A 23,872-nucleotide genomic window follows, 5' to 3' on the forward strand; every position below is an offset into this window, starting at 1 on the left:
CGATCAGGACCGGGCGGCCACGCCCCCTGCCATGACGGGATCCGCGCGGCGCGCCTGCACCGCGATCCATTGCGCCAGCAAGGCGGCCACGGCGAACGCCACGCCCGCGCCCACCCACGGGCCCTGGCGCAATCCGGCGTCCAGCAACAGGCCGAAGGCCAGCGGCCCCAGGGCAGACCCCACGTCCATGCCCGAATACACCAGCCCATAGACCGAACCGGTCGACCCCTTGGGCGTCACGCGGCGGATCAACATGTCGCGCGACGGCGCGGCCACGCCCGAGCAGAAACCGGCCAGCCCCACCACGGGGGCCGCCAGCGCGGCAGGCACCAGGCCCAGCGCCAGCACCACCAGCGTCAGGCCCGCCAACATCAGGGCCACCATCACCGTGCGCTCCGTGCGCGGGGTGGCGGACACCAGGAAGCCCCCGGCGGCCATGCCCACGGCGGACGCCACCATATAGCCCGACAGCGCCGAACTCGCCAGCACTTCCGACAGGCCGTACAACTGGTCCAGCAGCGGAATCGTGTAGTTCTGCACCGAGGACAGCGCGACCGAGGTGCAGGCGAAGAACAGGAATGCGCCCCACAAGGCGGGCTTGGACAGCAGCGTCGCCAGCGTGGCCAGCACGCCTTCTTGCGGCTTGGCCGCCGGCTTGACGGCTTTCGCCTCGCCCTGGGCGTCGGTCTCCAGCCCCGTCGGACCGCCAAGCAGATCCCGGCCCAGCACCGTCAGCAGCAGCACCGCCGCCACCAGGCCCGCGGCGCTGTAGGCCGCCACGCGCCAGTCGGCCAACAGGATGATCGTGGTCATGAACACCGGCGTCAGCGCCCAGCCCAGATTGCCCGTCAGTCCGTGCGCCGAGAACGCGTGGCCCAGACGCGACGCCGTGATGCGATGGTTGATGATGGAGTAGTCGGCCGGGTGGAACACCGAATTGCCGATGCCGCCGACGACCGCGGCCGCCATCAGCATGGCGTAGCCGTTTGCCGAGCCGATCAGCAGGCCGGACAGCACGAAGCACGTCAGCCCGAACCACAGCACGGGGCGCGCCCCGATGCGGTCGACGACGAAGCCTGACGACGCCTGGCCGATGCCGGACACCACGTAGAACGTCGCCACCAGCGCGCCCACCCGGGCGAAGTCCAGCCCGAACGCGTTGGCAAGCGACACGTTGAGCAGCGGCAGCACCAATTGGAAGAAATGCGAGGCGGCATGCGCGACGCCGATGAGCAGGATGGTCTTCCAGTCGCGTCGGCGGACGTCGACGTCCGAGGGCAAGGTATTCGCAGCGGTGTTCATTGCAAAAGGCCGCGGCAGCGGCAAGTGGCGCGCGCCGTGAGGCGGCGCGCGGGTTGTCTCCGGCAACGTCCGGGCGGCCCGGGCGTCGTGTGCGCGGCGAATGCGGCGGCAAGGCCGGGCCGGATCGTGCCGGCCATCGCTCTTGAACTGTAACGGCGGCCGTCTTGCGCGAGCCGGGCCACCGTCTGGAAATCAGGGTACTGCAGGACGGCTTACAGCGCCTTCTCGCGAATGGCGGGCCAGGCGCGCTGCAGGTAATACAGCATCGACCAGACCGTCAGCACGGCCGCCACGATGATCAGCACATCGCCCAGCAGTTTGGTGCTGACGCCGTAGACGGGCTGGTTATACAGCAGGCAGGGAATCGCCACCATCTGGGCCGCCGTCTTGAACTTGCCCAGGCGGTGCACGGCCACGCTGGCGCTGGCGCCAATCTTGGCCATCCATTCGCGCAGCGCCGAAATGGTGATTTCACGGCCGATGATGATCAACGAGATGAACGCGTCGACGCGGCTCAAGTCCAGCAGGACGATCAGCGCGGCGCATACCATCAGCTTGTCGGCGACGGGATCCAGGAAGGCGCCGAAGGCCGAGGTCTGGTTCCAGCGGCGGGCCAGCCATCCGTCGAACCAGTCGGTCAGCGCCGCAATGATGAACGCCCAGGCGGCAAAGGTGTCGCGCGTGGGGACCGACATCCAGCTTTCGGGCAGGTAGAACAGCCCGACCACCAGCGGAATCATGGCGATGCGCAGCCATGTCAGGATAATGGGAACGTTAATTGGCATAGTGTCCGTATGCTACATCAGCCGGGTGACGCTGGCTGTATCGGCGCGGCGCGGCGGCCGCCCTCCGGCCGGTGGCTGAAAGCTATCCACGCAGGGCCTCATAGATGCGCTCGGCCAGATCCTGGGAAATGCCGTCCACCGACGCCAGGTCTTCGATGCTGGCCGACGCCACCCCCGAAAACCCGCCAAAGCGCGCCAGCAGCCGCTGGCGCCGCCGAGCCCCCACGCCTTCGATCTCTTCCAGCCGCGACACATTGCGCGTCTTGGCGCGCCGCGCGCGCATGCCGGTAATGGCGAAACGGTGCGCTTCGTCGCGCACCTGGGCAATCAGCATCAACGCGGCGGACTCGCCGCCCAGCGCGACCGGGGGCCGTTCGTCGGCGAACACCAGGGTTTCCAGGCCGACCTTGCGCCCTTCTCCCTTGGCTACCCCCACCAGCGTCTGGATATCCAGGCCCAGTTCCACGAACACCTTGCGGGCGACTTCGACCTGGCCCTTACCGCCATCGATCAGCACCAGGCCGGGCATTTGCGCGTCGCCGTCGGCGACTTTGGCGAAACGGCGGGTCAGCACCTGGCGCATCGCGGCGTAGTCGTCGCCCGGGGTGATGCCGGCGATGTTGTAACGGCGATACAGCGACGGTTGCATGTCATGGTGCTCGAACACCACGCAGGACGCCTGCGTCGCTTCGCCGGCGGTATGGCTGATGTCGAAGCATTCGATGCGCAGCGCATCCAGCGCCGCCTCGTCGGTGTCCAGGTCCAGCGCTTCCGCCAGGGCCAGAGTGCGGCCCGCGCGCGCGCCGGATTCGGTCAGCGCCCGCGCCAGCGCCATTTCGGCATTCTTCAGCGCCTGCTCCAGCCACGACCGGCGAGCGCCCTGCGGGCGCGTCAGCATCCTGGACGGCCGCCCGCCGGCCTGCTCGACCAGCAGGCCGATCAGGTCGGGGTCGGGCAAGGCGTGCGAACAGACCAGCACGGGCGGCATGGCGTTGTCGGTGTAATGCTGGGCCAGGAACGCTTCCAGCACCTGGGGCGCAGCTTCGCCCTCGGCATGCGACGGGAAGAACGGCTTGTCGCCCAAGTGGCGGCCACCTCGCACCATGGCGAGATTCACGCACACCTTGCCGCCCGCCACGGCCACCGCGATGATGTCCGTATCTTCGCCGCTGGTGTTCTCCATGGTCTGCTGGTGCAGCACACGGGCAAGCGACCCCATCTGGTCGCGCAGCGCCGCGGCTTCCTCGAAGCGCAGCTCGCCCGCCGCCTGCTGCATGCGGGTTTCGATCTCGCCCATCACGTCTTTGGCTTCGCCGTTCAGGAAGCGCACCGCGCGCTGCACGTCGCGTTCGTATTCCGACGCTTCGATCGCGCCCACACAGGGCGCCGAACAGCGCCCGATCTGATGCAGCAGACAGGGCCGCGAGCGGTTGGCGAAGACGGTGTCCTCGCAGGTGCGCAGGCGAAAGACCTTCTGCAGGATCTGGATGGTTTCCCGCACGGCCCAGGCGTTGGGGAACGGTCCGAAATACTGGCCCCGCTTGTTCGTCGCGCCGCGGTAATAGGCGATGCGCGGCCATTCATGGCCCGTGATCAGCAGATAGGGGTAGGACTTGTCGTCGCGAAACAGGATGTTGTAGCGCGGCTTCAGGCTCTTGATGAGGTTGTTTTCCAGGATCAGCGCTTCGGCTTCCGAGCGCGTGACCGTCACCTCAAGCCGGGCCACCTTCGACACCATCTGGGCGATGCGAGGGCTGGCCAGGTTCTTCTGGAAATACGACGAGACGCGCTTCTTCAGGTCGCGCGCCTTGCCGACATACATGACTTCACCGGCCGCATCCAGATGCCGGTAGACACCCGGCAGATGCGGCAGGTCAGCCAGGAACGATTTGAGATTGAAGTCGTCGGGCATTCTGATAACGGCTTTCGGCCTGCAAGGTATCCCAGTCGGGCGCGTCGAAACGCGGCATCAGGCGGCGGATGCGTTCGACCGACTCGGGCGCATGGTCGAACTTCAGGCGCGACAGCAGTTCGTCTGCCAGGTCGGGCCGGTTGCACACCAGCACCATGTCGCAGCCGGCGCGCAACGCGGCGTTGGCGCGGTCCAGGATGTCGCCGGCGACCGAGGCGCCTTCCATCGTCAGGTCGTCCGAGAACACCACGCCGTCATACCCCAGGCGCTTGCGCAGGATGTCCTGCACCCAGCGCTTGGAGAAGCCGGCCGGATGCTTGTCGACCTTGGGATAGATCACGTGCGCCGGCATCACGGACGGCAGCACGGCATCGCCCAGCCACGCGTACGGCGCGGCATCGTCCTTCAGGATCTCGTCCAGCCCGCGCGGGTCCACGGGAATCTCGTGGTGGGAATCCGCGCCCACGAAACCATGGCCCGGGAAGTGCTTGCCGCAAGCCGACATGCCGGCCAGGGCCAGCCCCTGGACCAGCGCGCGCGACAGCATGGTGACCACGCGCGGATCGCTGTGGAAGGCGCGGTTGCCGATCACCTTGCTGACGCCGTAATCCAGGTCCAGCACAGGCGTGAAGCTCATGTCCACGCCGCAGGCGCGCAGCTCGGCGGCCAGCACATAGCCGGCCTCGGTCGCCAGGCGCATGGCCTGGAGCGGGTCGCGGTCCCACAGCGCGCCCAGGTCGCGCATCGCGGGCAAGGCGGTGAAGCCGTCCTCGCGGAAGCGCTGCACGCGGCCGCCTTCGTGGTCCACCAGGATCAGCAGCGGCTCCTTGCGGGCCTTGTGGATCTGGCGCGTCAGCTTGGTCAGCTGCTTGCGGCTTTCGAAATTGCGGGCGAAGAGGATCACGCCGCCCACCAGCGGATGGCGCAGGCGGGCCTTCTCTTCCTTGGTCAGCGCGCATCCCGCCACATCGACCATCACGGGGCCGGGGGGCAGGACCGCCTTGGATTTTTTCTTGGCCATGGGGCTGTCCTTGTGTCTATGTCAGGCAAGCTGCTGCCGGGCCCCCAACCCACAGGGGCGAGGCCTCACGGCTTGCGTTCGACCACCACGTACGCGGCGGCCATGTCGGATTCGTCGGTAATGGAGACGTGCGCCGCGCCGAAGCGCTGGTTATACCAATCCAGCAGTTCGGGCGCGATCACCAGCACCGGGCGTCCGCCGGGTGCGTTCAGGGTCTGCACGCGACGCCACGTCATGGGCATGCGCATGCCCAGGCCGATCGCTTTGGAAAACGCCTCTTTGGCGGCAAAGCGCGTGGCCAGGAAACGCACGCCGCGCACCGGATCCCGGGCGCGGCGCGCATGGAACTTCTGCAATTCTTCCACACCCAGGATCTTTTCCGCGAAGCGGTCGCCGTGGCGTTCCAGCGCGCGCTCGATGCGGTCGATGCGCAGGAGGTCCATGCCGATGCCGGCAATGGCGCCAGCGGGCGCGGGGGGCTTGGGCGTGTCAGACATGGGCGTGCCCCAAGGGGGTCATCACAGGCCGCGCAGCGCTTGCAGGCGGGCCTGCACCATCAGCGCCTTCATGTCGCGCACGGCTTTTTCCCAGCCGTCGAACACCGCTTGCGCCACGATGGCGTGGCCGATGTTCAGCTCGGAAATGCCGTCGATCGCGGCCACCGGCGACACGTTGCCGACATGCAGCCCGTGCCCGGCATTCACGCGCAGTCCATGGCGCAGGCCTTCGGTGACAGCCAGGCGGATGCGTTGCAATTCAGCCTGCGCGGCGTCGCCTTCGGCTTCGGCGTAGGCGCCCGTATGCAGTTCGATCACCGTCGCGCCGGCCTTGGCCGCAGCAGAGATCTGCGCCGGGTCCGGATCGATGAACAGCGACACGCGGATGCCGGCTTCCGCCAGCAGGCCCACGGCGTCGGACACCGGCCCCATCGCGCCCGCCACTTCCAGCCCGCCTTCGGTGGTCAGTTCGGTGCGCTTTTCAGGCACCAGGCAGACATCGCTGGGTTTGACCGCGCAAGCGATCTCCAGCATTTCGGCAGTGATCGCGCATTCCAGGTTCATGCGCGTGCGCAAGAGCGGGCGGATGGCATAGACATCCGCATCCTGAATGTGACGCCGGTCTTCGCGCAGATGCAGCGTGATCAGGTCGGCGCCGGCGTCTTCCGCGCGCAGCGCGGCGGCCACCGGGTCCGGGTACGCCGTATGGCGTTGTTGCCGCAACGTGGCAACGTGATCGATGTTTACACCAAGTTCTATCATTGAGCAGTCGTCGTAACTTTGGTCGGTTCTTTCGTGGTTTCTTCCCAGCCGCCGCCCAAGGCCTTGTAGAGCTCCACGCGGTTGATCAGCGCGGCCAAACCGGTCTGCACCAGCGAAAGCTGGGCATTGAAGAAGTCCACCTGCGCGGTCTGCACCTGCAGATAGCTGTCGATACCATTGGTATAGCGCAGATTCGACAGCTCCAGGGTGCGTGCGGACGAATCCTGCAACGCGCGCTGGGCGTCAAGCTGCGCGCCGTACGTGGCTTCGCCCGCCAGCGCGTCCGACACTTCCCGGAACGCCTGCTGGATGGACTGTTCGTACTGCGCCACCGCGATATTGTCGCGCGCCTTGGCCAGGTTCAGGCCTTCGCGGATGCTGCCGCCCGCAAACAGCGGCGTCGTGATCGACGGCGAAAAACTCCAATAGCCCTGACCGCCCTTGAACAGGTCGCCCAGCGACGGGCTGGCCACGCCCAACAGGCCGGTCAGCGAAATCGTCGGGAAGAACGCCGCGCGCGCGGCGCCGATATTGGCATTGGCCGCCTTCAGCTGGTTCTCGGCAGCGACGATGTCGGGACGGCGCTCCAGCAGATCGGACGGCAGGCCCGACGGCACCGTGGCCAGCAACTGGTCGCGGCCGAACGTCGCCGGCGCCGGCAGGTCTTCCGGCAACGGGGCGCCCACCAGCAACACCAGCGCGTTCAGCGCTTGCGCGCGGGCCCGTGCCAGTTGCGCCAAATCGGACGACGCCGTATCCAGCAAGGTCTTGGACTGGTTCAGGTCCAGTTCGGACGCCACGCCACCGTCGAAGCGGCGCTTGACCAGGTTGTAGGATTCCTGGCGCGAGGCCAGCGTGCGCTGCGTCAGTTCCAGCTGGACTTCGGCGGCGCGCAGGTTGAAGTACGACTGCGCCACCGACCCGACCAGCGTGATCTGCACGCTCTTTTGCGCCTGCTCGGTCGACAGATACTGCTGGTACGCCGCTTCGGACAGGTTGCGCAACCGCCCGAACAGATCGATCTCGAAGGTCGTCAAGCCGATGCCGGCCTGATAAGAACTGGAGATCGAGCTGGAATCGGGGCCGCCTGCCCGCATATTGGCGGGCAGATGCTGGCGCTGGCCCTGGATGCCGGCGCCGATGCTCGGCCATTGCGCGCCGCGCTGCACGCCGTACTGCGCACGCGCCTCTTCGACACGCTGCACGGCCACGCGCAGATCGCGGTTATTGACGAGCGACAGCGAGATCAGGCTTTGCAGGCGCGGATCGCGGAAGAACTCGCGCCAGCCCAGATCGGCCGCAGGCGTGCCGTCTTGCGGCATCACCGACGTCGAAGGCTGCGAGCCCAGCGACGTCGGGTTGGCGTAACCGCCGTACTGGACCTTGGGCTGATCGGGCCAGGCGCCCGTCACCGGGGCGTCGGGACGCTTGTAGTCAGGAGCCAGCGAGCAGCCGGCCAGCGCCACCGCCACGAAGGCGGACAAGGCGGTCTGTTTGAACATCAGGGCTTTCATACCTTGCCCTCCGGGCCACCGTTGGGTTGTGCGGGAGTGTGGGTCGCGTCAGGCGCGTCAGGCGCCGTACCGCCGGCAGCCTTCTTGGCGGCCTGCTCTTCTTCCCAGGCGCGAAGCTCGGCGCCCAGCAGGCGCGGACGGGTCTTGAACAAGCCCAGCACCACCACGAAGAACGTCGGCACGAAGATGACGGCGAACGGCGTCGCGGCCAACATGCCGCCCAGCACGCCCAGGCCCACTGCACGCTGGCTGGCTGCGCCAGCGCCCGTGGCCATGGCCAGCGGCACCACGCCCAGGATGAATGCCAGCGACGTCATCAGAATCGGCCGGAACCGCAGGCGCGCGGCTTCCACCGCGGACTCGTAGAGGCCCATGCCCCGCGCATACTGGTCTTTGGCGAATTCCACGATCAGGATGGCGTTCTTGGCCGCCAGCCCGATCACGGTCACCATCCCCACCTGGAAGTACACGTCGTTGGACATGCCCAGCGCGCTGACCAGCGCCACGGCGCCCAGCATGCCCAGCGGCACCACCAGCATCACCGAGATCGGGATGGCCCAGCTTTCATACAGCGCGGCCAGCACCAGGAACACGATCAGCAGCGACAGGCCCATCAGGATCGGGGCCTGGTTGCCGGCCTGGCGTTCCTGATAGGACAAGCCGGTCCATTCATAGCCGAAGCCTTGCGGCAACTGCGCCACGAGGTTCTGCATTTCCTCCATGGCCTGGCCCGTGGTGTAGCCCGGGGCCGCGGTGCCGCCGATACGCATGGACTCGTAGCTGTTGTAGCGCACCACCTGCACGGGGCCTTGGACCCATTCCGCCGACACGAAGGTCGACAGCGGCACCATTCCGCCCTGCGTATTGCGCGCGTTCAGCTTCAGGATGTCGGACAGCTGCATGCGGTACGGCGCATCCGCCTGCACCCAGATGTTCTGCATCCGGCCCATGTTGGGGAACTTGCTCAGGTAGGCCGACCCCACCGCGGTCGACACCAGCGATGCCGCCTCGTTGAAGTCCACGCCCAAGGCGGCTGCCTTGTCGCGGTCGATGTTCAGCGTCAGCTGCGAGCCCGCCGCCAGACCCGTGATCCGGACCTGGGACAGAATCGGGCTCTTCATCGCCATGCCCATCAACTGGCCGGTTGCCGCCGCCAGGGCTTCCGTGCCACCCGACCCGCGGTCCTGCAAGCGCAAGTCGAAGCCGGTGGCATTGCCCAGGGACGAAATGGCCGGCGGCACCAGGGTGAAGACCATGGCGTCATGCACGCCCATCAACTGCTTCTGGAACGCGTTGAACGCGATCGCACCCGCGGAATCCTCGCGGCCCTTGCGGTCCTTGAAGTCCTTCAGGGTGGTGAACGCAATCGCGGCGTTCAGGCCGTTGCCGTTGAAGCTGTAGCCTTGCACCGTGATGATGTTCTCGACGGCCGGAATATTGCGGAAGTACGCCTCGACCTCTTCGATCACCTCGATCGTGCGGTTGGCGCTGGCGCCGGTGGGCAGCTCGATGTTGCTGATCACGTAGCCCTGGTCTTCCTCGGGCAGGAACGACGACGGCAGGCGCAGGTACAACCAGCCCAGCAGCAAGACCAGCACCAGGAAGGCCAGCATCATGCGGCCGCCCTTGTGCAGAACGCGCGACACCCAGTTCTGGTAGCCGTGGGTAGTCGCGTCGAACTTGCGGTTGAACCAACCGAAGAAGCCTTTCTTTTCGTTGTGATGCCCCTTGGGCACCGGCTTGAGGATCGTGGCGCACAGCGCCGGCGTGAACGTCAGCGCCAGCAGGGCCGAGAAGAAGATCGACACGGCCATGGCCACCGAGAACTGGCGGTAGATCACGCCCACCGACCCGCTCATGAAGGCCAGCGGCAGGAACACCGTCACCAGCACCAGCGTGATGCCGATGATGGCTCCGCTGATCTGCGGCATGGCTTTCTTGGTGGCTTCCTTTGGAGGCAGGCCTTCCGTCGCCATGATCCGTTCAACGTTCTCGACCACCACGATGGCGTCGTCCACCAGAATCCCGATGGCAAGCACCATCGCGAACATGGTCAGCACGTTGATGGAGAACCCCAGCGCCAGCATGACCGCGAACGACCCCAGCATGGCCACCGGCACGACGAGTGCCGGGATCAGGGTGTAGCGCACGTTCTGCAGGAACAGGTACATCACCAGGAACACCAGCACCATGGCTTCGGCCAGGGTGTGCAGCACCTGCTCGATCGACACCTTCACATAGGGCGCGGTGTCGTAGGGGATGGCGTACTTGATGTTGCCCGGGAAGTACTTGGACAGTTCTTCCATCTGTTGGCGCACGCCCTGCGCCGTGGCCAGCGCGTTGGCGTTCGGCGACAGCACGACGGCGAATGCCGCCGTGGGCTTGCCGTTCAGGCGGGCCCCGAACTGGTAGTTGTCAGCGCCCACCTCGATGCGGGCGACGTCGCGCAGCAGCACCTTGGAGCCGTCGGTATTGGCGCGCAGGACGATCTTGCCGAAGCCTTCGACCGTGCTGAGCTGGCCGTTGGCCGTGACCGTGGCGGTGATGCGCTGCGAATCCGGATTGGGCGGCGCGCCGATGCTGCCGCCGGAAATCAGCACGTTCTGCCCGGCGATGGCCTGATTGACCTCGGACATGCTCAGGTTGAAGCCCACCAGCTTGGCAGGGTCAACCCAGACGCGCATAGCGCGCGGTGCGGCGAACAATTGGAACTGGCCCACGCCAGCCACCCGCGACACCGGGTTCTGGACGTTGCGCGTGATGTAGTCGGCCAGCGCGGTCTGATCCAGCGAGCCGTCGGTGGACGACAACGTCACGATCATCAGAAAGCCGGTACTGGTCTGCTCGTACTTCAGGCCTTGTTGCTGCACGGCCGCCGGCAACTGCGCGATCACGTTCGATACGCGGTTCTGGACGTCCACCTGCGCCAGATCGGGGTCGGTGCCCGGGGCGAAGGTCGCAGTGATCGTCGAGGTGCCGTAGGAATCGCTGACCGACTCGTAGTAGATCAGGCCCTTGGCGCCGTTGAGCTTGTCTTCGATGATACTGGTGACCGATTCCGCCACTTCCTTGGCCGATGCGCCAGGGTAGGTTGCGGTGATCGTGATCGCCGGTGGCGCCACGTCGGGGTACTGCGACACCGGCATGTTCGGGATGGCCAACACCCCTGCCAGCAGAATGAAAAGGGCGACTACCCAGGCGAAAATTGGTCGATCAATAAAAAATTGCGGCATGTGGGCTGACTCTGAAAGCGATGCTCACCAAAGGGGAACGCGGCGCTTGCTGCGCCGCGTGCCGCTTACGATTTCTGGCCTGCTGCCTTGTCCTGCTGGGCAGGTTCGGCAGGCTTGGGCGATTCGGCGGGGGCAGCCGGCTTGGCGCCGGGTTGCGCCGCCGGCTGGCCGCCTGGTGCAGGGGCGCCGTTCTTGCTCCATTGGCTGACCTGCACGGGCGCGCCGGGACGGATCTTCTGGAAGCCTTCCACCACGACGACGTCGCCGGCCTTCAAACCGCTGGTGATCAACCAGCTGTTCTTGATGGCGCCGCCGGTGGTGACGGGCAGCTGTTCGATCTTGTTGTCCTTGACCAGCATCAGGCTCTGCGAGCCGTCGGCGGTGCGTTGCAGCGCTTGCTGCGGCACGACCAGCGCCTTGTCGTTCACGCCCTGCTCCAGCCGGACGCGCACATACATGCCGGGAAGCAGGATGCCGTCGGGGTTGGGCACTTCGGCGCGCAGGTTCACCTGGCCCGTGGACGGGTCCACGGTAATGCCGGTGAACAGCAGCTTGCCGGGATGCGAGTATTCGGTGCCGTCTTCCAGCACGACGGTGGCGCGCGCCGTGTCCTTGCCCACCTGCTGCAACTGGCCGCTGGCGAACGCGCGGCGCAGCGTGGCCAGTTCCGCGGTGGACTGGGTGAAGTCCACGTAGACGGGATCCAGCTGCTGCACCGTGGCCATCTGCGTGGCGGACGTGGATTCGACCAGGGCGCCTTCCGTGACCAGCGGCTTGCCGATGCGGCCCGTGATGGGCGAAGTGACGTCGGTGTAGCCCAGGTTAATGGCCGCGTTGTCCTGCGTGGCCTTGGCGGCCGCCACGGCGGCGTCGGCCTGGCGGAACGACGCCACGGCGTTGTCGTATTCCTGCTTGCTGACGGCGTTGGCCTTGACCAGCGGCGCATAGCGGTCAGCCAGCAGCTTGGCGCTGAAGAGATTCGCCTGCGCCTGCTTGAGCTGCGCCGTCGCCTGATCGTAGGCAGCCTTGTAGGGCGCCGGATCGATCTTGAACAGCAACTGGTTTTCCTTGACGTCGCCGCCTTGCTCGAAGGTGATCTTCTGGACGATGCCGGTCACGCGCGAACGGATCTGCGCATCGCGCACGGCATCCACGCGGCCCGGCAATTCGGAAACGATGGGAGCACGCTCAGGCTGCACGGTAATGACGCTGACCTGGGGCATGCCGGGGTTCATCTGGGGCTTTTCGCCGCATCCCGCCAATATGAGAGCGAGGACGCCACCGGAAAAAGCCAGACCTGAAACACGTTTAGGCGAAAACCGCATTGAAACCCCCGCGTAGCGTAGTTAACCGCTTCAATTGACCGGGTCAAGGCGGCGCACGGTTCAATCGCGGCAACGATGCGCGATCAGAATAAGCCATGCGTCGATCATGACACGTGAATAGCCCGATAATGTAACTCAGTTATTGGGGAAATTACGTACTTTCGGGGCTTGACTCGTTGTGCGCGGGGATAAATAAGTAACAGGCTCAGCGGCTGGAAACCTCCCTGAGATTGCCCAGGAACACATAGCCCACGCCGTGCACGGTGTGCAGCGGCAGGCGTGTGCCGGTTTGCAAGACCTTGTGGCGCAGCCGGCAGATGGCGACGTTCAAGGTGCGCATGCTGACGCGGCCACTGGCGGGATTGCGCGCGGCCATCAGTTCCTCGCGCACGAGCTCCCGGCCTGGGTTGCGAAGCAGGCACAGAAAGCAGGCGCGCTCCGTCGCGGTCAGGTCGACACGGGCGCCGCCGGGCGCCATCAGGGTCCATCCGTGGTAAAGCAGGCTCCACCCGTCGTCGCTGCGTTCGGTGTCATCCGCCCTGGCCGGGCCGGCGGTAACGGTTTGCCGCGAGCGGCGGGCGCGCACCGGCGCCGGGTTCGGGACGCCCAGAGGCTGAGAGGCAACAGGGTTGAGGTCCAAAAGGTTGGACGCAACAAGGCTGGAAGCGAAGGGGTTGGGCGCATTCATGCCGGGTCTCCACCAGGACCGCCGCGCCGGGCATGGCCGCAGCGGGATCCGGGAACAAGGTTGCTGGATGTCCCGAAAGCCTACCGGGGTGACCGGCGTCTGGCGGCGCAATGCCTCAACTATCAGACTAGTCTTACGCTCTGCCCCTAACTGCGCTTGCCGTTGCGGTGGATATCGTGTGTCACGAAGCAGCTGTCCTCGGTGGGGCGGGCCAGGATGCCTGGCTTGGCCAGCGTCCGGCGGATGTCGGACAATCCGGATTCCCAGTGCTCGCGCATGGCTTCGGTACCGAACTCGTAGTCCTTGGAAAAGCGCTCGAGGTGCTTGGACTCGTAGATCAGGTTGATGATGTTGGTTGCCGGCGTATGCGACAGCTTGCGTATTTCCGCCAGCTCGGGCGCGCTGCGCTCGTTCTCGGGCAAGCGCTCCAGCAGGCGCTGCAGGCCATGACGCAGCTTCAGCACGCGCCGCAACTGGTCGGTGACCAGGCGGGTCCGGCTGGAATACTGGATGTCCTTCTGCCGTTCGGCCACCTCTTCCAGCGTGGTCGGCAGGCCGCCTCGCGCGGGCCACAAGTCCACCTGGAAGGCCAGCGTGTCGCGCATGTTGTCGGTGGTCAGCACCTGCGCCAGCGGGGTGTTCGACACGACCCCGCCATCCCAGTAGTGTTCACCGTCGATTTCCACCGACGGGAAGCCGGGCGGCAAGGCGCCCGAGGCCATGATGTGCTCAGGGCCCAGCTTGTCTTTCAGGCTGTCGAAGTAAGCAAAATTGCCGGTACGCACGTTCACGACGCCGAAGCTGGCCCGCACGGCCCCGCTGTTGAGCAGGTCGAAATCCACGAACTCGCGCAGCGTGGCGGCAAGTGGCGTCGTGTCGTAGAAGCTGGTCGAGGCCGCGCCGCGGCCGTGCGCCCAGTACGGCGGCGGAAAGCGCGGCTTGAAAAAGCCCGGCTGGCCGGAGAACAGGGCCTGGAACGCGGACAACTGGCCGTTCATGGCGGGCGAACCGAATCCGAACGGAATGCCTTCGAACATGCCCGCCAGCGTGTCGCCCCACGGCACCGAGGCGAACCCGGCCGGACGGCAGATGCTTTCCCAGAATCCGCGCAGCCGGTCAACGCGTTCATCCTCGCGGGAACCCGCGATGATGGCCGCGTTGATCGAGCCGATGGAAATGCCGGATATCCAGTTGGGCCGGATGCCCGCTTCGTGCAAGCCCTGGTACACCCCGGCCTGGTAGGACCCCAGCGCGCCCCCGCCTTGCAGCACGAGGGCGACGGTTTCGTAGGGTGGCGTATCGCCGGTGTCTGTGGACGGGGCCTTGCGGCGAGTGGTCATGCAGCTACCTCTGGCTAGCGTTTGCTTTTATCCGGCACTTGCGGCGCGGCGACACCCGCGCGGAACGGATACTTGGCGAAAATCTCGGCAACGGCCTTGTCCACGCTTTGCGGCGAGCCGGCGGTTTCGGGGTTCTGGACTTCGCCTACGGCGACGCCTTCCCACACCAACTGCTTGCGGCGCGTATCGACAAGGTCGATGTTGAGGGTGCCTTCAGTGTACTGGTAGACATCGTCGCCCCAGCCGTAGCCGGGCCAGCCGCCGTAGAACCCGGAACGGTAGCCGTAGTACGGGCCCATGGGCGGCGGCGCCGGAGTCACTTGGGTCTTTTGCTGAAGCTTGGCGCTGAAGTTGACGAGCAGATCGGGATTGGTCGCGCTATAGGCGTAGCCGCGCATTTCCATCTGACCGCGAGTCGCGTCCTTGAGTCTTTCGGTCAAGAGGCTGCTGTAGCCCGCCTTGTCCGTGCCCAGCGGCGTCATGTAGCCGAACGTGCGGTACTGCGCGAAATCGGCCTGATGGTCGTAATCGCCTTTCACCGTCGGGCCCGATGCGCAAGCGGCAAGCAATGCCGTCATGGAACCCGCCGCCACCCATTTCAACGCTTTAAACGCTTTCATGTCGTTCTCTCCGAGAGCCCAGGGCGTAAACATAGTGCCGCGAACCCCGTAAAGTTTCAACAGAATCTCATTCGCATCCTGAAATTTGCAGCCCGCCGGCCCCCTGCCGGAGCCCGTGCGTCCATTACACTCCGGAATGACTCCTGACCCGATACACACTTGACCATGTTGGAACTAGACGGCTCGATCTGGTTTCGTTCCGGCGCCCAGACCTGGGGCGGAAAGAACCGCATAGACCTGCTGGCGCAGATTGACGCCACAGGCTCCATCACGGCTGCCGCGCGCGCCGTGGGCATGAGCTACAAGGGAGCCTGGGACGCCATCGACGCCATGAACAACCTGGCGGGCGAACCCCTCGTCGTGCGGGCGGCGGGCGGCAAAGGCGGTGGCGGCACGCAATTGACCGATCGCGCACGGCGCCTGATCGCGACGTTCCGGGCGCTGGAGGCCGAACATCGGAAGTTCATGGACAACCTGACGCGCGCTGGCCTGGACGCCAGCGGCGACATCGACCTGATGAGGCGTTTCATGCTGAAAACCAGTGCACGCAATAAATTCCTGGGCACCGTCATCGAAGTGCGCACCGGCGCCGTCAACGACGAGATCCTGCTGCGCATCGCCGGCGGCCACACCATTGCGGCCACCATCACCCGCGAAAGCACGACGGAACTGGGTTTGGCGCCCGGCAAAGAAGCGATTGCGCTGGTGAAGGCGTCCAACGTCATCGTCGGCGCGCCCGGCCCTGGCCTGCGCCTGTCGGCCCGCAACCAGTTGCAGGGCAAGATCAGCGCCGTGCGTCCGGGCGCGGTCAACAGCGAGATCCTGATCGGCATGGAGGGCGGCACGACCCTCGTGGCCATCGTCACCAATGAAAGCGCCACCGACCTGGGACTGGCCGTGGGCGCGCCGGCCGTGGCCATCTTCAAGGCGTCCAGCGTGATCCTGGGCGTGCTGGACTAGGGCCTGTCAGCACCCAAGGGGGGCCTCGCGTTCAAACGCCCAGGTCCTCATCGCGGCGGCGCACCTTGCCTTCGCGAACTTCAAAGACTTCGTCGGCCAAGGCGTCGACGTCCGCCGGATCGTGGGTGATCAGCAGCATCGGCACGTCCAGTTGCCGTTGCAGAACGTTCAGCTCCTGGCGCATCTTGCCGCGCAACTGCGAATCCAGCGCCGAAAAGGGCTCGTCCAGCAGCAGGATGTCCGGCTGCAGCGTCAGCGCGCGGGCCAGGGCCACGCGCTGCTTCTGGCCGCCCGAGATTTCGTTCGGGTAGCTGCCCACGATGGAGCCCAGTTCGAACGCGTCGACCCACCGCCGCGCCTCAGGGCCGACTTCGCGCTTGGGCGGATTGAGCCAGCCGCGGCGCAAACCGAACGCGATGTTCTGCGCCACCGTCAGATGCGGGAACAACGCATAGTCCTGAAACAGGTATGCCACGCGCCGGGATTGCGAAGGCAGGCAGATGCCCGCCTGCGCGTCGAACAGCACTCTGCCGTTGATGTCGATGCGACCGGCGTCCGGACGCAGCAAGCCGGCCACGGCTCGCAACGTCAGGCTCTTGCCGGCCCCCGACGGCCCGAACAAGGCGATGCGCTTGGACGACGACGTGAACGCGACGTCCAGTTCGAAGTGCCGGTCGCCCGAGACCATGCGCTTGTTGACCTGGATGCTGACGCTCATCGCCCGCCTCCGTTGCGTTGGCCGGCGCCGATAGGCACCAGCTTGCCCGCCACCAGCAGGACCACGACGCAAGTCACCGAGGTCACCAGCACCAGCAAGTTGGCGGTACGGTCGTCTCCAGCCTGCACGGCCTCGTAGATGGCGACCGACAAGGTCTGGGTCCGGCCCGGCAGATTGCCGGCGATCATCAGGGTTGCGCCGAATTCGCCCAACGCGCGGGCGAACGCCAGCAGCACGCCCGCCGCGATGCCGCGGGCAGCCAGCGGCAAGGTCACGCGGAAGAACACCCCGGCCTCGCCGACGCCCAGCACGCGCGCCGCGTTCTCGAGCTGGCTGTCCACGTTCTCGAAGGCGGCCCGCGCCGACTTGAACACCAGCGGAAACGCCACCACGGACGCCGCGATCACGGCGCCTTGCCAGGTGAAGACCAATTCAATGCCCCACCCCGCCAGCGTTTCGCCGATGACGCCGCGCCGGCCCAGCAAGACCAGCAGGTAATAGCCCAGCACGGTCGGGGGCAGCACCAGCGGCAAGGTCAGGATGGCGTCCAGCAGGTCGCGGCCCGGCCAGCGCCAGCGCGACAGGCCAAACGCCGCGGCAGTGCCGGCCACCGTCGCCAACAGCGTTGCCCAGCCTGCCACTTTCAGCGAAAGCAGCAGGGGCACCCAAACCGGATCAGTCATCAGTTCCTGCTATCGAACAAGGCTCAGGGCTTCTGGAAGCCGTAGCGGGACAGGATTTCCTGGCCGGCGGGCGACAGCACATAGGCCACGAAGCTTGCGGCTTCCTTGGCGGCGGCTTCACGCGTGGTCACGGCGATGGGATAGGTGACCGGCGTTTGCGACGGCACGCGCACGGCGACCTTGACCTTGTCCGGCATGATGGCGGCGTCGGTGGCGAACACGAAGCCGGCGTCCACCTCGCCGCGCGACACGTAGTCCAGGCTTTGGCGCACGTTCTGGGCCAGCACGCTCTTTGCCTGCACGGCGCTCCACAGGCCGGCGGCTTCCAGCGCGCCTTGCGTGTAGCGGCCGACCGGCACCGATGCCGGGTTGCCGTAGGCGATGCGCTTGACGTCGTCGCGCGTCAGGTCTTTCAGTGCCGTGATGTTGGCCTTGCTGTCCGTCGGGACGATCAGCACGATCTGGTTGGCGGCGAAGTCCACGCGGGAAGCGGGCTTGACGGCCTTTTCCTCGATGGCCTTGTCCATCGCCTTCTGGTCCGCCGAGGCGAAGACATCAGCGGGCGCGCCCTTCACGATCTGCTGCAGCAGCACATCGGATGCGCCGAAGTTCAGCACGACCTTGGTGCCGGGATTCGCCTTCTCGTAGCCTTGCGCCACTTCCTTGAATGCGTTGGTAAGGCTGGCGGCGGCGGACACGACCAAGTCGCCGGCGTGGGCGCTGGCGCCCCAAAAGGCGGACAGCGCCAGGGACAGCGCCAGCAAGGGGCGTTTGCAAGACATGATCTTCTCCTCGGGAATCGCGATGTTGGTAACGAAATATATATAGGTATATAACGCTAGTCAATTTGCGGCCAAAGCGCAAATTGAGCCAGATCAAAGACGGGAAAAAGCAGGGTTCAACCGCGGGCGACCGTCGTGACGCGCACCGATTCTGGCGCCAGCGCGGCCTGCAGGCAGGCCAGCGCCCGTTCAGGCTGCGCCGACCCGCACATGAAGATGTCCAGGGCCGCATAGCGGTGTTCCGGCCAGGAATGAATGCTGATGTGGGATTCGCTCAGCATGACCACGCCGGTCACGCCGGCGCCTTCGCCGAAATGATGGAAATGGGCGCTCAGGACCTGGGCGCCTGCGGCTTGGGCGGCCGCGATCATCTGCGCCTGCAGTGCGGCGGGATCGGTCAGGCGATCGGCCGCGACGCCGCGGAAATCCGCCAGCACGTGGCGGCCAGGCGTGGCATGCACCGTCACTTGTGGGATCCGCCGGACGACCAGCCCGAACTGCCGGACGAACTGCTACCCCAGCTGCTGCTACTGCTGCTGCCGCCGCCGCTTCCGCCCGCCATGCGCACGCCGGGGGAGCTGGCGCCGGTGGCGGCCATCACCACGACCAGGGCATAGATGGCATACAGGAACTTGCCCATCGTCCTATTCGTCCTTTCCGGAGAGCTTGTCCGCCAGCTTGGCGGGGAACCACAGGAACGCCAAGCCGATCAGGATCGGGACAAAGCGGCCATTGAAGATATTGCCCATGTTCAGGAACAGCATCCCGATGGTGGCGAACCACGCCCATTTGCCGTAGCCGCCCGGCTTGCCGCCCAGCGGCAGGGACTTCTGCTTGGCCAGTTCGGCATTGCCGAACCATTCGGCCAACTGCGCAGGGGCTACGGGCGCGGCGGCCGACCAGCCGAGTTCGGCGTCGCCCAGTTCGCGCGTCAGCTTCAGCGTGCCGGCCTTGTAGTCGGTGATCTTGGTGGTGTCGCCCGCTTTGACGCGCCAGTTGAACGCGCCCAGCGGCACTTCTACGCGCGAGGTGTAGTCGTACAGTTTTTGGTACAGCTTGGAGCGCCAACGCACGCTGGTCGCGTTGTTGTAGCTGGGCCAGGTGTCGCACACCTGGACGCGCTCCCAGCCTTCATCCGTTTCCACCAGCCAGATAAAACCCTTGAGAGGATTGAACAGCAGGTATTCGATCCAGTCCGAGGGCTCTTCGGGATCGGGGTCGGCGCATTTCATCAGGCCGATCAGCGTGAAGCTGGCGCCGTCGATCTTGGCTACCGCGCCGAGCGACAGCGTGGTCCTGATCGACTTGACCTTGTTCGCCTTCTCGATCACTTCAGCGGTAGGCCCCGAGCAATCCACCGTCGCCGCGCAGGACGGGCACACCACCTGGGTGGCCATGGCTGCCACGAAGCTGATGGGACCGCCGCAATTCGGGCACTCCAGCGCCTTGATCTGGCCGCGGAACCGGCCAGCCGTTTCCTCGACCTGCTCGTTGGTGCGCAAGGACCCCGCCTGCATGGCGGACAGGTCGAACGCTTTTCCGATGTAGAGCTCCGGCTCGGGGCCGTCGGAGAAGTCCAGCGTCAAGAAGGCGTCCAGGCTGCGGAAGTCCGCCACCTTGGCCTCCCAGCCGTCGCCGGGCACGAACGGCAGTTCGCCCTGCGCCCCGCCCGCCTTGCAGGCCCGCACGTCGGAGGCAATGAAGCGCTGGCCGTCCAGCTTCAGTTCGTCGCCGGGCGCGATGTCGGCAAAGGCCGGCATGCCCTGCGTGGACTTGACCTTGCGGCGGCGGGTCAGGGCGTACTGGCCCGAGGCGTCCGACAGCCAACCGTCGGTCCCGTCTTCGAACCACACATACCACTCGTTCCAGAAGCCCTCGTCAAAACGCAGCTGGATGCGGCCGACCACGTCGAAACGCTTGCTGTCGGACTTGCCGGTCGCCCCCAGGCACAGGGGCGAATAGTCTTCCAGCACGTCGGCCATTTCGCCGATGCGCCTGACCGAATCGGCATCCTTCAACAAGGTGCTGCGGCAAGCGCCGCAGACCGCCATGACCGAAGCCGTGGACGTGAACTTGACCGGGGCGCCGCACTGCGGACACAGAACCTGCTGCATGGGGCCTTAGCTGGTGAGTTTCTTCAGCACTTCCGCCTTGGCCGTGTCGTAGTCGGCGGCGGTGATCAAGCCCTTGTCCAGCAAGTCCTTGAGTTGCTGCAGCCGGGCGACCGGGTCGACGGACGCGGCTGCCGGCGCAGCCTGCTGGGCTGGCTGCGCTTGCTGCGCCGGCTGGCCCTGGCCTACGCCCAGGCCGGCCGCCATGGTCTGGCCCAGCGCCGCGCCGGCTGCCAGGCCGGCGCCGATGCCGGCGATACCGCCTTCGTTCTGCGCCGCCAACGGAATCGACGTGGCCGTCTGGTACTGGGTGAACTTGCCCAGATCGCCCGCCATGCCCATCGAAATCCGCGTATCCAGCGCCTTTTGCAGTTCTTCGGGCAACGACACGTTTTCAACCGTGAAGTTGTCCAGCTTGACGCCATAGCGGTCAAACACCGGCGCCAGCTGTTCGCTGATGCTCTGCGACATCAGGCCCTGGTTGCCGGCGATGTCCAGGAACGGCACTTTGGAGCCGCCCAGCGCCGTCGTCATCGCCGCGACCACCATGTTGCGCAACTGCGCTTCCAGGTCGTCGACGGTGTATTCGTCGCGCGTGCCGCTGATTTCGCGGTAGAACTTGGCGGGGTCGGTGATCTGATACGAATACACGCCGAAGGCGCGCAGCCGCACCATGCCGAATTCGCTGTCGCGCAACGTCACCGGCTGCGCGGTGCCCCAGCGGCGGCCCAGCTGCAGGCGCGTGCTGAAGAAGATCACGTCCGACTTGAAGGGCGACTCGAACAGCTTGTCCCAGTTCTTCAGGTACGTCAGGACCGGCAGCGTCTGCGTGGTCAGCTTGTACATGCCGGGGCCGAACACGTCGGCCACCTTGCCTTCGTTGACGAACACCGCCATCTGCGATTCGCGCACGGTCAGGCTGGCGCCGTACTGGATTTCGAAATCCTGCATCGGATGGCGCCAGGCGAGCACGCCATCGCGATCCTCGTTCCATTGCAGGATGTCAATGAACTGCTTGCGGATAAATGAACCGAGACTCATGGATTGTCCTCCCGTGTCAGATCGGATGCGGCGCGCCTGCCTTACGTCAGGCAGGCGGCGTTGACGACGCCGGCGGACAGCGAGATCGCGCCGATCAGGCCGCCCATGGCGATATTGTTTTGTTCGATGGCTTCGTTCATGCCGCGGATGGCCTGCGCGACCACGACGTACACGACGATCTGCACCACCATGGCGGCCACGCCCCACACCAGGAACATCACGAAGCTGGCGTGCACGGCGATGCTGGAGCAAAGGGTGAAACTGAAACCGACAAGCGCGCCGCCGTAGGACAGCACCGCGGCGATGTTGCCTTCGCGGATCAGCTCGAATTCCTTGTAGCGCGTCACGGCGGTGTAGACCGCGGTGAAAATGCCCAGCATGACAAGCGCCGAGACGATATAGATCAGATAGGTCACCGCCGGATGCATCGCTTCTCCCATTGCCACCCTCCCAATTGCGCGCAGTATATACGCGGCGTTCGATATACTGCGAACGCATTTTTCGTGTCGGACACCTCATGCGCGACCGCGTTCTCATCCTATCGGTATTGATCGTTGCTTCCTGCGGTTTGGGCTATGAGCTCATCAGCAGCGCGCTGGCCAGCTATTTACTGGGCGATTCGATACTTCAGTTCTCTTCCGTCATCGGCTGCTATTTGTTCGCCATGGGCATCGGCTCGTGGTTGTCAAAATATGTAAAAGACGAAGACGTTTTGAATCGGTTCATCGACGTCGAACTGCTGGTCGCATTATTGGGAGGGGTTTCCGCCGCCGTCCTGTTCCTGGTTTTCGCCTGGCTGTCGGCCCCCTTCCGCGCCGCCCTGTATGTGGGCGTGTTCGTCATCGGCCTGATGGTCGGCATGGAAATCCCGCTGGTGATGCGCGTCTTCAACCAGCGCAAGGCCGAATTCCGCGAAATCGTCAGCCGCGTGCTGACGTTCGACTACCTGGGCGCGCTGGCCGTGTCCCTGATCTTCCCGTTGCTGCTGGCGCCCAAGCTGGGCCTGCTGCGCACCAGCTTCCTCTTCGGCATCATGAACGCCAGCGTGGCGCTGTGGACGACCTGGCTGTTCCGCACCGAAATCCGCCGGCCTGGCGAAAAGGCCATCCGCGCCTGCGTGGTGATCGGCTTCCTGGCGCTGGGTTTCCTCTATTCCAGCGCCATGACCGCCTGGGCCGAAAAAGGTCTGTATGGCGACGACGTGGTGCACGCGGAAACCACGCCCTACCAGCGATTGGTCGTGACCCGCTGGCACGACGACCTGCGCCTGTACATCAACAACAACCTGCAGTTCTCGTCGCGCGACGAACACCGCTATCACGAATCGCTGGTGCATCCCGGCCTGCAGACGCTGCCCTGGGCGCGCAATGTGCTGGTGCTGGGCGGCGGCGATGGCCTGGCCGTGCGCGAAATCCTCAAGTACAAGAACATCGAGCACGTGACGCTGGTGGACCTGGACCCTGCCATGACCGGGCTGTTCTCGCGCTCCGAGCCGCTGGTCAAGCTGAACCAGGGGTCGTTGAAGGACCCGCGCGTCACCGTCATCAACGACGACGCCGGCCGCTGGCTGGAAACCCACGCCGAGGTCTACGACTTCATCGTGGTGGACTTCCCGGATCCGTCGAACTTCGGCCTTGGCCGCTTGTATTCGGTGCCGGTCTACCACCTGATGGCGCGCCACCTGGCCGAAAACGGCTATATGGTGATCCAGTCCACCTCGCCCTATTTCGCGCCACGCTCTTTCTGGAGCGTGGACGCCACCTTGAAGGAAGCGGGCCTGAACACGTGGCCGTACCACACCTATGTGCCGTCCTTCGGCGACTGGGGCTTCATCCTGGCCAGCAAGCGGCGTGATTACACCCCGCCTGACAAGATCACCGTGCCCACGCGCTACCTGGATCCTGCGACCACGCGCGAACTCTTCCATTTCCCGGCCGACATGCCCGCCCTGGCGATGCCGCCCAACCGCTTGAATGAGCAGTCGCTCGTGCGTTATTTCGACGAGGACTGGCGCAAGGTCATCCGCTGATGAGACGCCGCAGCTTCCTGCTGGGCGCCGCCGCCACGGCGGCGGTGGCGGGCACGGCCGGCTATTACCGGTCGCGCATCGTCGAGACCACGCCTGACGTCCATTACCCCGGCATGCGGGCCGGCCATGCCCTGCGCGACGGCGCGGCGCTGCCCGTGCCGTCCGCCCACTACCGGCATGGCGTCGCCATCCTGGGCGCCGGCGTGGCCGGCCTGTCCTGCGCCTGGAAACTCGCGCGGGAGGGATACACCGATTTCGTCGTGGTCCAAGGCCCCGAATTCGCCGGCAATGCCGCAGCCGGACGGCAAGGCGAACTGGACTATCCGCTGGGCGCGCACTATCTGCCGCTGCCGTCCATGGCCTCGACCCATGTGCGCGAGATGCTCGCCGACTTCGGCATCATCGAACGCGGGGCGGGCGAGCCGCGCCCCTACTACGACGAATCCATCCTGGTGCATTCGCCGCAGGAACGCCTGCTGCGCAACGGGCACTGGGAAGACGGGCTGCTGCCCATGACCGGGCTGCCCGAGACCGATGTGGCGCAGCACC

At 65.7% G+C, this 23,872-nt stretch carries 23 protein-coding genes; 4 read left to right on the top strand and 19 right to left on the bottom strand.

What is annotated here, in order from left to right:
• Positions 1–3: 3 nt before the first annotated feature.
• The 12 genes from ACO6D5_RS24695 to ACO6D5_RS24750 form a co-directional block, all read right to left on the bottom strand.
• Complete coding sequence (locus ACO6D5_RS24695) at positions 4–1,302, bottom strand: MFS transporter (RefSeq protein ID WP_315846339.1); 1,299 nt, start codon at positions 1,300–1,302, stop codon at positions 4–6.
• Between the two features lie 212 nt (positions 1,303–1,514).
• On the bottom strand, positions 1,515–2,087 hold the full coding sequence (pgsA, locus tag ACO6D5_RS24700) for a CDP-diacylglycerol--glycerol-3-phosphate 3-phosphatidyltransferase (protein ID WP_169270955.1): 573 nt from the start codon (positions 2,085–2,087) through the stop codon (positions 1,515–1,517).
• An 82-nt stretch (positions 2,088–2,169) separates the two neighbouring features.
• Positions 2,170–3,999 (bottom strand): excinuclease ABC subunit UvrC, encoded by a 1,830-nt coding sequence (gene uvrC / locus ACO6D5_RS24705; RefSeq protein WP_088588982.1) that lies wholly within the window; start codon positions 3,997–3,999, stop codon positions 2,170–2,172.
• Positions 3,962–5,020, bottom strand: a complete 1,059-nt coding sequence (gene nagZ, locus ACO6D5_RS24710; protein WP_485826837.1) for a beta-N-acetylhexosaminidase — start codon at positions 5,018–5,020, stop codon at positions 3,962–3,964. Before nagZ ends, uvrC begins: the two co-directional genes overlap by 38 nt.
• A 65-nt stretch (positions 5,021–5,085) precedes the next feature.
• The gene (gene acpS / locus ACO6D5_RS24715; protein WP_006225671.1) at positions 5,086–5,517 is read right to left on the bottom strand and encodes a holo-ACP synthase; all 432 of its coding nucleotides are present in this window, start codon (positions 5,515–5,517) and stop codon (positions 5,086–5,088) included.
• Between the two features lie 21 nt (positions 5,518–5,538).
• Complete coding sequence (locus ACO6D5_RS24720) at positions 5,539–6,279, bottom strand: pyridoxine 5'-phosphate synthase (protein WP_315846337.1); 741 nt, start codon at positions 6,277–6,279, stop codon at positions 5,539–5,541.
• Positions 6,276–7,793, bottom strand: coding sequence for an efflux transporter outer membrane subunit (locus ACO6D5_RS24725; protein WP_315846336.1), 1,518 nt, complete (start codon positions 7,791–7,793; stop codon positions 6,276–6,278). The genes ACO6D5_RS24720 and ACO6D5_RS24725 overlap by 4 nt, the downstream gene beginning before the upstream one ends.
• Positions 7,790–11,026 carry an efflux RND transporter permease subunit gene (locus ACO6D5_RS24730; protein ID WP_315846335.1) on the bottom strand — a complete coding sequence of 1,079 codons (3,237 nt, stop codon included), beginning with the start codon at positions 11,024–11,026 and terminating at the stop codon, positions 7,790–7,792. The genes ACO6D5_RS24725 and ACO6D5_RS24730 overlap by 4 nt, the downstream gene beginning before the upstream one ends.
• 65 nt (positions 11,027–11,091) lie before the next feature.
• The gene (locus tag ACO6D5_RS24735; RefSeq protein ID WP_315846334.1) at positions 11,092–12,351 is read right to left on the bottom strand and encodes an efflux RND transporter periplasmic adaptor subunit; all 1,260 of its coding nucleotides are present in this window, start codon (positions 12,349–12,351) and stop codon (positions 11,092–11,094) included.
• A 205-nt stretch (positions 12,352–12,556) separates the two neighbouring features.
• Entirely contained in the window at positions 12,557–13,039 is a 483-nt protein-coding gene (locus ACO6D5_RS24740; protein ID WP_485826838.1) for a helix-turn-helix domain-containing protein, read from the bottom strand.
• 146 nt (positions 13,040–13,185) lie between these two features.
• Entirely contained in the window at positions 13,186–14,379 is a 1,194-nt protein-coding gene (locus ACO6D5_RS24745) for a DUF3734 domain-containing protein (RefSeq protein WP_485826839.1), read from the bottom strand.
• 14 nt (positions 14,380–14,393) lie between these two features.
• Positions 14,394–14,999 (bottom strand): DUF4136 domain-containing protein, encoded by a 606-nt coding sequence (locus ACO6D5_RS24750; RefSeq protein WP_006225664.1) that lies wholly within the window; start codon positions 14,997–14,999, stop codon positions 14,394–14,396.
• A 165-nt stretch (positions 15,000–15,164) separates the two neighbouring features.
• On the opposite strand from ACO6D5_RS24750, the gene ACO6D5_RS24755 reads away from it, so the two are divergent.
• Positions 15,165–15,959 (top strand): TOBE domain-containing protein, encoded by a 795-nt coding sequence (locus ACO6D5_RS24755; RefSeq protein WP_315846331.1) that lies wholly within the window; start codon positions 15,165–15,167, stop codon positions 15,957–15,959.
• A gap of 31 nt (positions 15,960–15,990) precedes the next feature.
• Here ACO6D5_RS24755 and ACO6D5_RS24760 read toward each other — a convergent pair whose 3' ends face one another.
• From ACO6D5_RS24760 to speD, 4 genes are all read right to left on the bottom strand, one after another.
• The gene (locus tag ACO6D5_RS24760) at positions 15,991–16,677 is read right to left on the bottom strand and encodes an ATP-binding cassette domain-containing protein (RefSeq protein WP_315846330.1); all 687 of its coding nucleotides are present in this window, start codon (positions 16,675–16,677) and stop codon (positions 15,991–15,993) included.
• Positions 16,674–17,360, bottom strand: coding sequence for a molybdate ABC transporter permease subunit (gene modB, locus ACO6D5_RS24765; RefSeq protein ID WP_006225661.1), 687 nt, complete (start codon positions 17,358–17,360; stop codon positions 16,674–16,676). The genes ACO6D5_RS24760 and modB overlap by 4 nt, the downstream gene beginning before the upstream one ends.
• Before the next feature lie 23 nt (positions 17,361–17,383).
• The gene (modA, locus tag ACO6D5_RS24770; protein WP_454677398.1) at positions 17,384–18,142 is read right to left on the bottom strand and encodes a molybdate ABC transporter substrate-binding protein; all 759 of its coding nucleotides are present in this window, start codon (positions 18,140–18,142) and stop codon (positions 17,384–17,386) included.
• 116 nt (positions 18,143–18,258) lie between these two features.
• A complete protein-coding gene (speD, locus tag ACO6D5_RS24775) occupies positions 18,259–18,609 on the bottom strand; it encodes an adenosylmethionine decarboxylase (protein WP_315846329.1) in 351 nt (116 codons plus the stop codon).
• On the opposite strand from speD, the gene ACO6D5_RS24780 reads away from it, so the two are divergent.
• Entirely contained in the window at positions 18,598–18,759 is a 162-nt protein-coding gene (locus tag ACO6D5_RS24780) for a hypothetical protein (RefSeq protein WP_485826840.1), read from the top strand. The genes speD and ACO6D5_RS24780 overlap by 12 nt on opposite strands.
• A gap of 27 nt (positions 18,760–18,786) precedes the next feature.
• Here the strand turns inward: ACO6D5_RS24780 and ACO6D5_RS24785 are convergent, their stop codons facing one another.
• The 3 genes from ACO6D5_RS24785 to ACO6D5_RS24795 are packed head-to-tail and all read right to left on the bottom strand — an operon-like array spanning position 18,787 to position 21,722.
• Positions 18,787–20,256: a DUF4178 domain-containing protein gene (locus ACO6D5_RS24785; protein WP_485826841.1), complete on the bottom strand. Its 1,470-nt coding sequence runs from the start codon at positions 20,254–20,256 to the stop codon at positions 18,787–18,789.
• Positions 20,257–20,262: 6 nt separating this feature from the next.
• Positions 20,263–21,294, bottom strand: a complete 1,032-nt coding sequence (locus tag ACO6D5_RS24790) for an SPFH domain-containing protein (RefSeq protein ID WP_485826842.1) — start codon at positions 21,292–21,294, stop codon at positions 20,263–20,265.
• A 41-nt stretch (positions 21,295–21,335) separates the two neighbouring features.
• Positions 21,336–21,722, bottom strand: a complete 387-nt coding sequence (locus tag ACO6D5_RS24795) for a DUF350 domain-containing protein (protein WP_315846340.1) — start codon at positions 21,720–21,722, stop codon at positions 21,336–21,338.
• A gap of 89 nt (positions 21,723–21,811) precedes the next feature.
• On the opposite strand from ACO6D5_RS24795, the gene ACO6D5_RS24800 reads away from it, so the two are divergent.
• Positions 21,812–23,323, top strand: coding sequence for a polyamine aminopropyltransferase (locus ACO6D5_RS24800; RefSeq protein WP_315846325.1), 1,512 nt, complete (start codon positions 21,812–21,814; stop codon positions 23,321–23,323).
• Positions 23,323–23,872: NAD(P)-binding protein (locus tag ACO6D5_RS24805; protein WP_485826843.1), on the top strand; the 550-nt coding region annotated here is incomplete at its 3' end. The genes ACO6D5_RS24800 and ACO6D5_RS24805, both read left to right, overlap by 1 nt.

The organism is Achromobacter sp., assembly GCF_057314935.1.